Consider the following 13,734-nt stretch of genomic DNA (forward strand, 5'->3'; position numbering starts at 1 on the left):
ACTTGGGTGCGCACGGAATCATGGTGCCACACGTGAACTCCGCCGCCGAGGCCGAGGCCCTCGTTCAAGCCGCGCAGTACCCGCCCCGAGGTCGGCGCGGGTTTTCCCGCACCGTGCGAGCGCATGATTACGGGCTTCGCGTCCCGGAAATCGCACCCGCGCCGCTGCTGATCGCCCAGATCGAGACCGTCGACGCAGTGAACGAGGCTCCCGGCATTGCGCGCGTTGATGGCATCGGCATTCTCTTCGTCGGTCCCGCCGACTTGCAGCACGACCTCAAACATCGCGATCAGTCCGCGGACGGGGACTTCGAAGCGTGCTTGAATCGCGTGGTGTCAGCGGCCCACGCCGCTGGCAAAGCCGCCGGCATCCTTGTCCGCGACCCTTCTGAACTGCCACACCGTTTAGGGCAGGGTTTCACCCACATCGCGGTGCAGTCCGATCTGGCCCTCATCCGCGATGCCTTCCGCACCATTGTTCGAACTAACAAGGACATCCCAACATGAAATCCGCCTTCACACTCCTCGTCGCCCTGCTGCTCGCGCCGCTGGCCGCGCACGCGGACGATGCCACAAAGCCCAACATCCCGCCGAAGGGCGAGCCAACCAACGCGAAGGAAGCCGCTGCGCAAAAAGCGAAGGCCGACGCGATCATCGACGAACGTTATCAGACGCTCGTCGCGAAGATGCCGCCGGACCAGCAGGCTTGGGAGCGCGTCTTGCAGGAGAATCTCGGCGGCTTCTATCTGCCGCATCACAAACGCGAGAAGGTCGCTGGTGCCTCGAACGCGTGGGACTTCGTGCAGGATGACCCGAAGCTCCCGCGCGTGCTGCTCATCGGCGATTCCGTCTCGCGCGGCTACACGCAGGCGGTGCGCAAAGCCCTTGCCGGCAAGGCGAACGTTCACCGCGCTCCGGCCAACTGCGGCCCGACCGCCACAGGACTCAAGCAGATGGATGTCTGGTTCGGGGACGGGAAGTGGGATGTCATCCACTTCAACTTCGGCATTCACGACCGCGCCACACCGATCAGCGACTACACGCAGCGACTGGAACAACTCATCGAGCGCATGAAGAAGACCGGAGCGAAACTCATTTGGGCCAGCACCACGCCGATTCCCGACAATCCGGCGCACAACCAGACCGCCGCCTCCATCGTGGAGCGTAATCAGGCGGCCGCCGTGCTGATGAAGAAGCACGGCATCGCCACGGATGACCTCTTCGCCGCCATCACGCCTCATCTGGCCGAGATGCAAAATCCCAACGATGTCCACTTCAACACCAAGGGCTATGATTTCCTCGGAGAGACCGTGGCAAAAGCAAACGAAGCAGCCGTGAAGTAATCACCCATGAAACCCGCCCTCACCCTCCTCGCCGCCCTGCTGTTCGCGCCGCTGGCCGCGCTGCACGCCGCTAATTGTCGTTGCAACGGTCTCATGAACGATTTTTGGATGAGCTGCGCCGCCACTCGGTCGGGACTTTTCCGAACTGCCGTTTGAAGTGCTGGCCGAAGCGGGAGACGTCGCGGTAGCCGACGCGTTTTGCGATGCGGGCGATGGGGAGGCGAGTGGTGATGAGCAGTTCGGCGGCCTTTTCAAGTCGAAGCTTTTGCAGGTAGGCCTGAAAGCTAAGACCATGATGTTGGCGGAAGAGTCGGCTGAGATTGCCGGGACTGGTGAAGGCAATTTTTCGAGCCACTTCCGTCAGTTTCAACGGCCTGTGCAACGAGAAGGCGAGATGGGCCGTGGCTCGTTGTAAAGGATCATTCTCCGCTTCTGCCGCTGTGACTGAATTTTCGGCCACGCGGAACCAGACGGCCTCGACGTGGCTGGTGGCGGCGTCTTCGGCGGCGATGGGGTCACCAAGAGCGATCGTCTCCACCAAGTGCTCATGCTCATCCGCCAAGACGCGGGTATCGGGGAAGTAGTCCTCAAAGCCTTGCTCATGAAGCGTCAGCAAGCCATCCCAGGCCAGTTGCCACGCCTCTGACAACAGCGGAACCTGCGACATCTCGATGATCGTCGCGTGTAGCTCGAAGTCGGCCTGCCGAAACTCTCGATAATTGCGGACACGCACCGCTGCGGTCAGTCGTTTCAGCGCGGTTCGCAGACGCACAAGGTGCTCGGCGCCGCTCACAGCATTTCGCGCCGCGTGCCTGGCCGCGAAGCCTTCCAGCAGCGAACGCAATTCGGAGAGGCGACGAATCTCGGCTTCGTTCATGGTCGTGACTATGTGAAATCGAACATTGAGTTATGCGACAGCCGTCAAACCGATCCAATTTATTCAGCGATGATTGCTGATGCTTTGGCGTTGTCATTTAATCTGAGCTGTGGACGTCACTATGTCAAATCAACCACACAGTCCATCACATCACAGCGGATGCCGAACATGATCATGCCCGAGAAAATCCCGTTTGGAGTCATCGCTCCGATGACCACACCCTTCGCCGCCGATGGCGAACTGCAAGCCACGTCGATTCGCAGCCAAGTGGAGTTCCTTGTGCGCGAGAGGGCAGACAGCCTCGCGGTCGGCGGCTCGACAGGCGAAGGGCAGACATTATTGCCCGATGAACTCCGGGCCTGCGTCAGCGAGACCCGCGCGTCGATGCCCGATGCCATGCCGCTCATCGCTAGCGCGATTTGTGATAGCACGCGGCAGGCGATCCGCACCATCAAGGCGGTCGAAGGGCTCGGCGTCGATGCCATTCAACTGACTCCGGTCCATTATCTCTTCCGTCCGGACGACGAAATGATGATCGAGCACTTTCGCGTGATTCACGAAGAGACCGGGATGCCGCTCATCATCTACAACGTGGTGCATTGGTGCTATCTGTCGCCGGAGTTGACCGTGCGGCTGATGCACGAGGTGCCGGGCGTGATGGGCATCAAGCAGAGCGCTGGGGATCTGAAACTCTTCGCCGATCTCATGATCAATGCGCCGAAGGATCGCAAGATTTACAGCGCGGTCGACGCGTTGATGTATCCGTCCTTTTGCCTCGGCACACCGGGCGTGATCGCCGCCACGCCGTCAGGTATCCCACGCGCCACCGCGCTGCTGCGTGATGCGGTGGCCAAGGGCGATCATGCCAACGCTCGCCGCCTGCACGAAGCGATCCTGAGATTCTGGAACGCCACGGACCACTACAACCTGCCTGCCTGCATCCGATACGCGCAATCGCTGCAAGGTGTGGACGCGGGGTTCCCGCGCATGCCGATGCGTCCGGCAACGGAAGCACAGCAGGCGAAGATCAAGCCCGCACTGGAAGCCATCTGGAAGCTAACCGACGAATTGTCGTAATTACGCAAAGGCCGTCTTCATGTCTGCAGTCACTGTCATCGGCATGCTCCTCATCGCGGTGTTCCTGGCACTTGCCCTGGCAACGACGCGCGTGAAGTGGCTGGCCGGGCTCGGGTTCACGTTCGGTGTACTCGCGGCAGGTGCGGCGGCCTTCACATTTCCAACGTGGTTCATTGAGCCGGGCGGTTTTGCGATGAAACGGGCAATCGGTCCGCTGGTGCAACTCATCTTGTTGTGCATGGGGATGACCCTGACGCTGGCGGACTTTGCACGCGTGCTTTCGGCTCCGCGTGCTGTGGTGATCGGCGCGGTGCTGCAATACAGCATTATGCCGCTCGGCGCGTTCGTGTTCGCAAGACTGTTCCATTTGGAGACCGAGGTCGCGGCGGGGCTGATTCTGATCGGTGCTTGTCCCGGCGGTGTATCTTCGAACGTCATCACGTACTTGGCAAAGGGGAATGTGCCTCTCTCCGTGACCATGACGGCGGTGTCGACGCTGCTTTCTCCGTTTGTCACGCCGTTCGCAATGCAGTGGCTCGCGGGTGCGTATGTGCCGGTCGAGGTGCTACCGATGATGCGTTCCATCCTCTGGATGATCATCGCGCCGCTCGCCATCGGCTTTGCAATCCGCCGGTTCCTGCCGAGTCTCGCGGAAAGGCTCGTAAGCGTACTGCCGGCTCTCGCCATCGTGTCGATTGCACTGATCGTCGCGATCACCGTGGCAATGTCGCGCGATGACCTTGCCCGAGTGGGCTTGGTCCTGCTTGCCGCATCGGCATGCCACAATGCAACCGGCTATGCACTGGGTTACGGCGCGGCCCGGTTGCTGGGCCTTGATGTTCGCGACAGTCGCACAATGGCCCTGGAAGTCGGTCTGCAGAACGGTGGCATGGCCACGGGGCTTGCCTTCAGCGTGCTTCACAGTCCGGCGGCGGCACTGGCTGCCGCAACCTTCGGCCCGTGGAGCGCCATCACCAGTTCCGCGCTCGCTTCCTGGTGGGGCGGGCAATCCAATCCTCAAGAGACTTGCGATAATAGGCAATCCACATGAAGCGTTCGATCTTTTTCCTGCTGATTCTGCTGAGCTTCGCATCCCCAGCCTTTGCCGCCACTTGGCCGCTGGATGGTGTCGATGATTCACTGATCGTCCGCGGCAAAGCGACCACCGCTGCAGGAGCTGCAGGGAAATGCCTCGTGCTCGATGGCGAGTCGCTCATCGAACTCAAGGGCAGCGCCAAGTTGGCCAGTGGCGAATTCACCGTTTCGCGGTGGTTCAATCCGTATGACCTCGCGGGCGGGCAGCAGATGCTGGCTGGTAAGAATCGTTACTCTCTCGACGAGCGGCAGTGGGGCCTCACGATCGAGCCTGATGGCAAACTGAAGGCGCATCTTCGTCAGAGTGGCTGGAGCACGATTGCCTGCAACGAACCGCTGGTCGCTGGCAGATGGCATCTCGCGACGTTGGCGGCTGATGCTCGAAAGGCGTCGCTCTATTTGAATGGGAAGCTCGTGGGTGAAGTGAAGCTGGCGTCCCCCATCGCGGCGACGGAGGCTCCGATCACACTCGGCGGTATCTGGGATGCGGGTGCGGTGCGGCAGGCGTTTCGTGGCGCGGTGGACGAGTTCTCGTTCCAGCCGCGAGTGCTGAGCGAGAAGGAGATCGCCGCGAGTTACCAGCCGGTCTCGGCCACTCATGACGTACCAAAGGTCGCTGCCGGACTGCCGCTCTGGGACGCCACGCAGACGCTGCCCAAAGCGGCCGATCTTCCGCAGGTCAAGGGCGCGAAGTTCTATGTTCTTAAGAAGCCGCGGCCTGATGAAGACGGTTCAAACTTCACGCTCGGTGTTGGGCTCGCCTGGCACAAGGACAAGCTCTATGCGTCCTACGGATTCAGCACATCCGAACAAGAGAACACGGCCGACGAGGAAGCTCATGTCCGAGTCAGTGAGGACGGCGGCAAGACGTGGGGCCAGCCGGTCGCAATGGATGCGGGCGAAGGCAACCTCGGCGTGAGTCACGGCGTGTTTCTCTCGCACGGCGGCAGGCTGTGGGCCTTCATGGGGGCCTTTTACGACAACTTTTACGGACCAACCTCACGCACTCACACGCGCGGCTACGTGCTGAATGAGACTTCGGGAAAGTGGGAGGCGCAGGGCGTGGTGCTCGATCAAGGATTTTGGCCGATGCAGGAGCCGCAGCAGATGGCCGACGGCAGCTGGATCATGTCCGGCGTCCGCATTGCCTTTGGGCTTGGGGTAGTCGGCCATTTGCCCGCAGTCGCAATCAGCCGAGGGGATGACTTCACGAAGTGGGAAATGGTCGTCATTCAAGCAGACAAGAGTCTGGGAACGAACCTCTGGGGCGAGTCCACGGTGATCGTGGAGAAGACACAAATCATCAATATCGCTCGCAGATCTACGGGGCGAGTCCGCGGTCATGCTCTTGTCTCGATCAGTAAGGACCACGGTCGCACCTGGACTCCGGCCGCCGCTTCCAATCTGCCGATGGCGACCCAGAAGCCCTACGCGGGCACCTTGAGCACCGGCCAGCGCTACCTCATCGGCACGATCACTGCCGACACCGACGGCAGGCGTTCGCCGTTAACCATCGCCGTGAGCAAACCGGACGAGTCACTCTTCAGCCGAGTCTTCCTCATCCGCACGTCGGTCTTCGATGGCACGCCGGGCGTCTCCGCCCAGGACGCTGACTTCTCCTATCCCTACGCCGTCGAGCGCAATGGCCAGCTCTACATCGGCTACACCGACAAAGAACACATCTACAACGAACTCGCCGTGATCCCGGTGAGTAGTTTGGAGATCAAACCATGAAACGAATTCTTGTTCTCTTCACCGCCCTGCTGCTCGCGCCGCTGGCGATGCTCCGAGCAGACGAGATCATCCTCGCAGGTGGAGACGAAGTTTTCATCGTGGACGCGGCGGAGGCCGCAGCGGGCAAGGTGAACAAGCTCTGGAGCTGGAATGCCCAGAAGGCAGACGACGTGCCTGAGGCGGCGCGCCGGGACTTTCATCACATGGATGAGTGCAAGGCAGTCGAACGGGGCGCAAAGCTGCTGGTGTGCGCTTCGGGTGGCGGCTGTGCGTTGATTGAGCGGGCCACGAAACGAGTTCTGTGGCGGGCCAGCTCACGCAACGCGCACTCGCTCGATCTGCTGCCTGGAGATCGCGTGGTGGTGGCCAGTTCGCTGGGCGGCGATCAAGTGGAGGTCTTTGATTTGAAAGGAGCGGCGACGCCCATTTTCAAAACGCCGCTGCGTTCTGCGCATGGCCTCCTTTGGGATGAGGCACGGAAATGTCTCTGGGCGCTCGGGTATGACGAACTGCGCTGCTATACGCTCGCTGATTGGGAAACGGCCGCGCCCTCACTCAAGCTCAAGACCACGCACAAGCTGCCGGATGACGACGGCCACGATTTGCGCCCCGTGCCCGCCAGCGCGGATCTGCTGCTCACAACCTCGAATGGCGTGCATCTCTTTGATCGCGACCAACTGACCTTTCGCCCCCATCCCACGCTGAAGGACCTCGCCTATGTGAAGTCAGTGGACGTTCATCCGGTGACTCAACGGATCGTCCTCAGCACCTGGGGCGCGACCCTGCGGCTCTTCTCGCCTGAGGATACGATTACCTTCAAAGATGCACGTCCCTACAAAGCTCGATGGATGCCATGAACCTATGAACATGTTGAAACAAACGCTCTTCTCCATTGCCCTGCTGTTCGCACCGCTCGCGGCGCTGCACGCTGCCGTGCCTTTGCTCGAGAAGTCCGAAGTTTTCCCGCCCGGCTTCAACGGCATCGCCCGCTATCGCATTCCCGGCATCGTCGTCACCACCAAGGGCACTGTGCTCGCCTACAGCGAGGCTCGGAAGAACGACAGCAAGGACTGGGGCGAGATCGAGGTCCACCTGCGCCGCTCCGCCGATGGCGGCAAGACCTGGCTGCCCTCGCAGCACATCGCGCATAAGGCGGCTCGCATCGAGGGCAATCCGCACAAGAAGGATGCCGGCGGAGCGCGCGAGCAGACAGTGAACAACCCTGTCGCCATCGTGGACCGTGACACCGGAGCCATCCAGTTCCTCTACTGCGTCAACTACGCCCGTTGCTTCTCGATGCGCAGCACGGACGATGGCGTTACTTGGAGTCGGCCCGAGGAGATCACAGCCACGTTTGAACCATTCCGGAAGAAGTATAATTGGAAGGTCATCGCCACCGGGCCGGGGCATGGCATCCAGCTGAAAAGCGGACGCCTCGTGGTGCCGATCTGGCTGGCCTATGGCAACGAAGGGGATCACAAGCCCTCCGCAGCCGCTACGATCTATAGCGACGACCACGGCAAGACCTGGAAGGCCGGCGATCTCTGTCTGCCGAACGAAGGCGACCTCGGCAACCCGAATGAAACGATGATCACCGAGCTGTCCGATGGCCGCGTGATGCTCGTCACGCGCAGCGTTTCGCAGGCCAGCCGCAAGATTGTCACCACGAGCGCGAATGGCGCGACGGGCTGGAGCAAACCTGTGTTCCACGATCAGCTCTGGGAGCCGATCTGCATGGCGAGCATCGTCGCGCATCCCAACGGCGTGCTCCTGTTCTCCAATCCGCACACGCTCGGCCTCGACAAAGCGGGCAAACCCATCCCTGGAGGCCGTGGCAAACGCGAGAATCTCTGCATCAAACTCAGCCGCGACGACGGCAAGACTTGGACCATCAACAAAGTGCTCGAAGCCGGCAAAGCCGCCTACTCCGACCTCGCCGTGCTGCCCGATGGAATCGTGCTCTGCTTCTATGAGCGAGCGGACTCGATCGACTGCGCGCGGTTGAATCTCGAATGGCTGTCTGCGCCGTGAATACTCTTACACCGCAAGAGAATGGAGAAACGCGAGAGGATCGTTTTTGATAACCAATAAACAACCTCTTGCGTCTCTCTCATCTCTCGCGGTGTGAAAAAAGTCATCATGAACCCGATCAAACATCCCGATCTCGGCAAAGACCTGTCGGGTCGCGTCATTGGCGCGGCGATAGAGGTTCATCGCAAGTTCGGCCCCGGACTGGATGAAGCAGATTACGAGCGGGCACTCAGCCTGGAGCTTCATGCGCTTGGCATTGCGCATGAGTGCCAGGTTCCTCTACCGCTCCGCTACAAGGGCAACCAACTCGAATGCGGCTACCGGATGGACCTTGTCTTGCCTGGCCGCTTGCTCCTGGAGCTCAAAGCCCTCGATAAACTCCATCCGCTTCACGAAGCCCAGCTCCTTACCTACCTGCACCTCTCAAACCTTCCCCTTGGCTTGCTGATCAACTTTGGCGAACTGCTTATCAAAGATTCGATTGTGCGCCGGGCCAACACGTGTGCAACGCGCGAGCCCATGGAGCCGTTTCAGGCCTCTCACTCAACCATGGACGAAATCTCACGGCTCGTCGTTGAGGCGGCAGTCGAGGTTCAGGCACATTTGGGAGCTGGACTGCTGCGCAGTGCGTATCAAGTCTGTCTTCATCACGAACTCGTTCTGCGTGGCCTCAAGGTGGAATGCGATCAACCCGGGAATCTGGTTCATCGCGACCAACTCATTCTGAGCGGCAAACAAGTGCCAATGGTCGTTGAAGACAGCCTGATGATTGCCTGTTACTGCAGCGAGAAAATGGATCGTCTCCACCTGGCCAGGGCCCGTTCTCTGCTTCGGGCCTCCACAGTCGAATCGGGCCTGTGCATCAACTTTCATACAGCCAATCTGGCTGGTCAGCTCAAGCGGATCAGCATTCGAAAATGAGTTTCTATACCGCAAGAGACCTGAGAGACTAGAGAGGTTCGGTTTGATACCCAGAAGCCAACCTCTTGCGTCTCTCCAATCTCTTGCGGTGCAAGACATACCTTCTGCAACTCATGAGAAGTTTCATCTTATTCTTTGTCCTCAGTGTTTCTGCCTTTGCCGAGACGCCGCCCAACATCCTCCTCATCGTCTCCGAGGACAACGGTCCCGAACTCGGCTGCTATGGCGATCCGTATGCCCGCACGCCGAACCTTGACAAGCTCGCGAGCGAGGGCGTGCGCTTCAACCGCGCCTTTGTGCCGCAGGCAGGTTGCAGCCAGTCGCGGGCGAGTTTTCTCACCGGTCTTTATCCGCATCAGCACGGACAGATCGGCCTCGCGACCTGGGGCTTCCGTCTTTACCGCGAGGACACGCCCAACCTTCCTCGCAGCCTCAAGGCAGCAGGCTATCGCACGGGCATTATCGGGAAACTGCACATCAATCCCGAGTCGGCCTTCCCCTTCGATTTCCATCCGATCACCGGTGCGAACTTCGCGCGGAAGAACCTCGGCGACTACGCGAAGCATGCCGCGAGCTTCATCACCGCGTCCGACACGCCGTTCTTCCTCAGTGTAAACTTTCCCGATGCCCATGATCCGTGGCTGCGGCAGGTGGACGGCCTGCCGAAGTCGCCGCAAACCGGCGCGGAGGTCAAGGCCATGCCTTACATGGGCATCGATCCGCCTGCGATGCGCGAGATGGTCGCCGACTACTACAACTCGCTCGCCCGGCTCGACATGCTCGTGGGCGACCTCCTCGCTGCGCTCGACAAAAGCGGCAAAGCGAATAACACGCTCGTCATTTGCCTCGGCGATCACGGCGCGGATTTCCTGCGCGGCAAGCGCACCTCCTACGAAGGCGGCTTGCGCATTCCGCTCATCCTCCGCTGGCCTGGCCACGCCAAACCGCAGGTTCGCGACGAACTCGTCTCCACCATCGACCTCATGCCCACCGTGCTCGCCGCCTGTGGAGCCGCCCCGGTGCCGGATCTGCCCGGAAGGCCGCTGCAGCCACTGCTTGCCAACGAACCCGCGTCCTGGCGCACGCATCTCTTTGCCGAGTATCACACTCACGCCGCCGCTGCGAACTATCACCCGCAGCGCTCCGTGCGCACCGCACGCTTCAAGCTCGTCGAGAACCTGCTGCCCAACACGCTCAATCCCGACTACGCCGACACTCTCCGCAAACTCGAAGGCGATGCCAAAGACCGCGGTCAGCCTGATTTCAAAGGCAGCCTACCCAATGCCATCGCCGCCGCCGCACCCGAAGTCCGCGTCGCCTTCGCCGTGATGGAAAAACCACCGCGCTACGAGCTCTACGACCTGCAAAACGATCCGTTTGAGTTCCGCAACCTGGCCACCGCCCCCGAGCACGCCGCCACGCTCGCCGAACTGCAGAAGCAACTCACCGCGTGGCGCGAGCAGACGAAAGACCCGCTGCTGGACCCACAAAACCTCGCCCGCCTCACCGCCGAAGTCACCGCCGTGAAATCCAAGTCCGACGGCAAACAGCTCGCCTGGGGCTATCCGGACTACTTTTTCGGCAAAGAGCCCGCCGCGACTCCACCACCGACGACGAAGAAGAAAAAGCAGATGCGATGAACATCACGAACACGCTGAGTTTTGCACCGCAAGAGATGAAAGTGCCGCGAGAGTCTCTGAATGAGAATCATCCGTGCACCTCCTCTTGCGTCTCTCCAACCTCTTGCGGTGTAAATCCTGCCTTTCGCACCATGAAGTGCCTCATCCTTCTCTCCGTTCTCCTGCCCCCATTCTTCTGTCAATCCGCCTCTGCCGCCCCGCGCCCCAGCGTCCTATTCATTATCGTGGACGATATGAACGACTGGATCGGCTGCCTCGGCGGTCATCCGCAAGTGAAGACACCGCACATCGACCGACTCGCCAAACGCGGCCTGCTCTTCACCAACGCCCATGTCGCCGCGCCGGTGTGCAATCCCTCGCGCGTCGCCACGCTCACCGGACTGCGACCCTCCACCACCGGCATCTACGGCAACGAGACCAAATGGCTCGAAGCCCTGCCCGAGGCGTCCACCATCCCGCAGCACTTCAAAGCCAACGGCTACCAGGTCGGCGGCGGCGGTAAGGTGAACCACCACATGCCCGGCTTCAATCGCCGCAGCGATTGGCATGATTACTTCGATCAGATCTTCGACAGCCACTACCAGGACCAGCTCGCGCGCGGACTCGACGTGAAGCGTTTCACCTGGCCCGCAGGCTTCCCGCTCAACCGGCTCGAAGCCGTGCGCACCTTTTCCAAGCCACCGCAGAACCCGAACGAGTTCGACTGGGGCGCGTTCGACATTCCCGACTCCGAAATGGGCGACGGCAGGATGGTCGAATGGGCCGTGAAGTTCCTCGCGCAACCGCCGCAGGAACCCTTCTTCCTCGCCGCCGGCATCTACCGTCCGCATCTTCCCTTCTACGCGCCGCGCAAATACTTCGACCTGTATCCGCTGGATCAAATCATCCTGCCATCGATCAAAGACGACGACTGCGACGACCTCCCCGAGGCCGGCAAAAAAATGGCCGCCGATCGTCGTGGCGATTACGATCTGGTTTTGCGCGAGAACCGCCACCGCGAACTCGTGCAGGCCTACCTCGCCAGTATCAGTTTCGGCGACGCCCTCATCGGTCGCCTGCTCGACGCCCTCGACGCCAGCCCGGCGGCGAACAGCACCATCATCGTGCTCTGGTCCGACCACGGCTGGCACCTCGGCGAAAAGCAGCACCTGCACAAGTTCACGCTCTGGGATCGCTCCACCCGCATTCCCCTGATTATCGCCGCGCCCGGCATCACCCAGCCCGATACCCGCACCGCGCGACCCGTCGGCACCATCGACCTCTTCCCCACCCTCAACGAGATCTGCTCCCTCCCCGCCATCACCTCGCTCGACGGCGCCAGCCTCGTCCCGCTGCTGAAAAACCCTTCGCTCGAATGGCACAAACCCGCTCTCATCACCCACGGTCAAGGCAACCACGCTCTCCGCACGGAACGCTGGCGCTACATCCGCTATGCCGACGGCGGCGAGGAACTCTACGACCACCGCACCGACCCGAACGAATGGCACAACCTCGCCACCCAGCCCGAGTTCGCCACGATCAAAGCCGAGCTCACCCAATCACTCCCCAAATTCGACGCCCCAGCCCGAGGCTCCAGGAAGAAGCGGCAAGACTCGGCCGTTCAATGAAGACTCAACCATGAAACCCATCCCTCTACTCCTCACCGCCCTGCTGCTCGCGCCGCTGGCCGCGAAGTCCGCAGATAAGCCAAACACTAAGGTGCCCGACCCTCAGTGGTTGGTCTGTGTTGACCACACCCGCATTTCCGAAAGTTGCAATCGATCCGGGCGCGGCGGGAAACAGCTTGTCATCACCTCCGACGACGCCAGCGACCAGAATCAGATCCAGCAGGTGAAGCGGGATGGCGTCATTCGCCCCGAAACGTGGGTTACTGCCAGCGATATCAGCAAATGCGGACAACTGGCGTTCAAACTCGGCTCCGGATCGTCATCCTGGGCAAAAATCCATCAGCGACTTGATGAGTCCTTTTCTGTGAAGGCCCATGAGCAGAGACGGCAGCAGGACGAAGAATACATGTCTGGTAAGCCAAAGCCGCATGGTTCGCATGACGATCAGCAGGCATCTGAGCGTCGTGGCCGGAAGCCCTCGCAGGATAAAATTGACCAGGCACATGTCCATGAACTAGTTCTTGCGGAAGGCTTTGACCTGTCGCAATGCGCTTGTGCCAGGACGGAAGGATTTCGGAAAACTGCTTACGCAAGGTTAAATTAAGCTTCGTAATCCATCGACTGAATCAACGAACCGCTAAAACCTTCCCGCTGACATCAACTGGTATGACCATGGTCCGATACTCCTTCCCGATACGCTCCCTGCTGAAAATTCTGTCCGCAGCGGCAGTGACGTTGAGCCAAACGATCGTCGCTGCAGACGATCGAGCGAAGTTTTTCGAATCCCGGATCAGGCCACTGCTCATCAACCGTTGCTACGAATGCCACAGCGCAGAAACGGAACGGAATGGCGGGTTGCTGCTGGATTCCAAAGCAGGATGGGAAGTTGGAGGTGATTCCGGGCCGACGATTGTGCCGCATGATCCGGAAGCCAGTGTGCTCATCAAAGCCGTGCGCTGGGACAATCCTGATTTGCAGATGCCGCCGAAGGATGCCGGTGGCAAACTGACGGCGGCGGAGATCGCAGATCTCGAAACATGGGTCAAGAACGGTGCGCTCGATCCTCGCACAGAAGTCGCGGCTGCGAAGATTCGGAAGCCGTGGGATGAAACGTTCGCAGAACGGCGTCAATGGTGGAGCCTGCAGCCGGTGACTAATCCGCCCGTCCCCGAAGTCGATGATGTCGCATGGAGCGGCTCGGCGATCGATCGGTTTCTGCGGCATCGCATGGCTTCAGCGGGAATCAGTCCCGTTGGACTGGCGTCACCGGAAACGTTGATTCGCCGCGCGACGCTTGTGCTGACCGGTCTGCCTCCACAGTCAACGGACGTTTCTGCGTTCGTCGAAGCCTGCCAATCCGATCGCGACGCTGCGTATGCACAACTGATCGATCGCTTGCTGGCATCGCCG

At 60.6% G+C, this 13,734-nt stretch carries 13 protein-coding genes; 12 read left to right on the plus strand and 1 reads right to left on the minus strand.

Going from position 1 to position 13,734, the window contains the following annotated elements; all coding sequences use genetic code 11:
- Together ACKVY0_RS25565 and ACKVY0_RS25570 are read left to right on the plus strand one after the other, a co-directional pair.
- Positions 1-506 (plus strand): aldolase/citrate lyase family protein (locus tag ACKVY0_RS25565; protein ID WP_409217699.1); only part of this gene is annotated, 506 nt, incomplete at its 5' end.
- On the plus strand, positions 503-1,342 hold the full coding sequence (locus ACKVY0_RS25570; protein ID WP_409217700.1) for an SGNH/GDSL hydrolase family protein: 840 nt from the start codon (positions 503-505) through the stop codon (positions 1,340-1,342). The genes ACKVY0_RS25565 and ACKVY0_RS25570, both read left to right, overlap by 4 nt.
- A 91-nt stretch (positions 1,343-1,433) precedes the next feature.
- Here the strand turns inward: ACKVY0_RS25570 and ACKVY0_RS25575 are convergent, their stop codons facing one another.
- Positions 1,434-2,219, minus strand: a complete 786-nt coding sequence (locus ACKVY0_RS25575; protein ID WP_409217701.1) for a helix-turn-helix domain-containing protein — start codon at positions 2,217-2,219, stop codon at positions 1,434-1,436.
- Between the two features lie 12 nt (positions 2,220-2,231).
- Here ACKVY0_RS25575 and ACKVY0_RS25580 point away from each other — a divergent pair, with 12 nt between their 5' ends.
- From ACKVY0_RS25580 to ACKVY0_RS25625, 10 genes are all read left to right on the plus strand, one after another.
- Positions 2,232-3,296 carry a dihydrodipicolinate synthase family protein gene (locus ACKVY0_RS25580; RefSeq protein ID WP_409217702.1) on the plus strand — a complete coding sequence of 355 codons (1,065 nt, stop codon included), beginning with the start codon at positions 2,232-2,234 and terminating at the stop codon, positions 3,294-3,296.
- Between the two features lie 19 nt (positions 3,297-3,315).
- The gene (locus ACKVY0_RS25585; protein ID WP_409217703.1) at positions 3,316-4,347 is read left to right on the plus strand and encodes a bile acid:sodium symporter family protein; all 1,032 of its coding nucleotides are present in this window, start codon (positions 3,316-3,318) and stop codon (positions 4,345-4,347) included.
- Positions 4,344-6,125 carry a LamG-like jellyroll fold domain-containing protein gene (locus ACKVY0_RS25590; RefSeq protein ID WP_409217704.1) on the plus strand — a complete coding sequence of 594 codons (1,782 nt, stop codon included), beginning with the start codon at positions 4,344-4,346 and terminating at the stop codon, positions 6,123-6,125. Before ACKVY0_RS25585 ends, ACKVY0_RS25590 begins: the two co-directional genes overlap by 4 nt.
- A complete protein-coding gene (locus ACKVY0_RS25595; RefSeq protein ID WP_409217705.1) occupies positions 6,122-6,982 on the plus strand; it encodes a DUF6528 family protein in 861 nt (286 codons plus the stop codon). Before ACKVY0_RS25590 ends, ACKVY0_RS25595 begins: the two co-directional genes overlap by 4 nt.
- Before the next feature lie 10 nt (positions 6,983-6,992).
- Complete coding sequence (locus tag ACKVY0_RS25600) at positions 6,993-8,156, plus strand: exo-alpha-sialidase (protein WP_409217706.1); 1,164 nt, start codon at positions 6,993-6,995, stop codon at positions 8,154-8,156.
- Positions 8,157-8,249: 93 nt separating this feature from the next.
- On the plus strand, positions 8,250-9,077 hold the full coding sequence (locus tag ACKVY0_RS25605) for a GxxExxY protein (protein WP_409217707.1): 828 nt from the start codon (positions 8,250-8,252) through the stop codon (positions 9,075-9,077).
- A 113-nt stretch (positions 9,078-9,190) separates the two neighbouring features.
- Positions 9,191-10,717 (plus strand): sulfatase, encoded by a 1,527-nt coding sequence (locus ACKVY0_RS25610; protein WP_409217708.1) that lies wholly within the window; start codon positions 9,191-9,193, stop codon positions 10,715-10,717.
- A 131-nt stretch (positions 10,718-10,848) separates the two neighbouring features.
- Positions 10,849-12,324: a sulfatase gene (locus ACKVY0_RS25615; protein ID WP_409217709.1), complete on the plus strand. Its 1,476-nt coding sequence runs from the start codon at positions 10,849-10,851 to the stop codon at positions 12,322-12,324.
- A 10-nt stretch (positions 12,325-12,334) separates the two neighbouring features.
- The gene (locus tag ACKVY0_RS25620) at positions 12,335-12,928 is read left to right on the plus strand and encodes a hypothetical protein (protein ID WP_409217710.1); all 594 of its coding nucleotides are present in this window, start codon (positions 12,335-12,337) and stop codon (positions 12,926-12,928) included.
- 68 nt (positions 12,929-12,996) lie between these two features.
- A partial coding sequence (locus ACKVY0_RS25625; protein WP_409217711.1) for a c-type cytochrome domain-containing protein occupies positions 12,997-13,734 on the plus strand: 738 nt, incomplete at its 3' end.

Source organism: Prosthecobacter sp. (assembly GCF_046154365.1).
Taxonomy (GTDB): Bacteria; Verrucomicrobiota; Verrucomicrobiia; order Verrucomicrobiales; family Verrucomicrobiaceae; genus Prosthecobacter.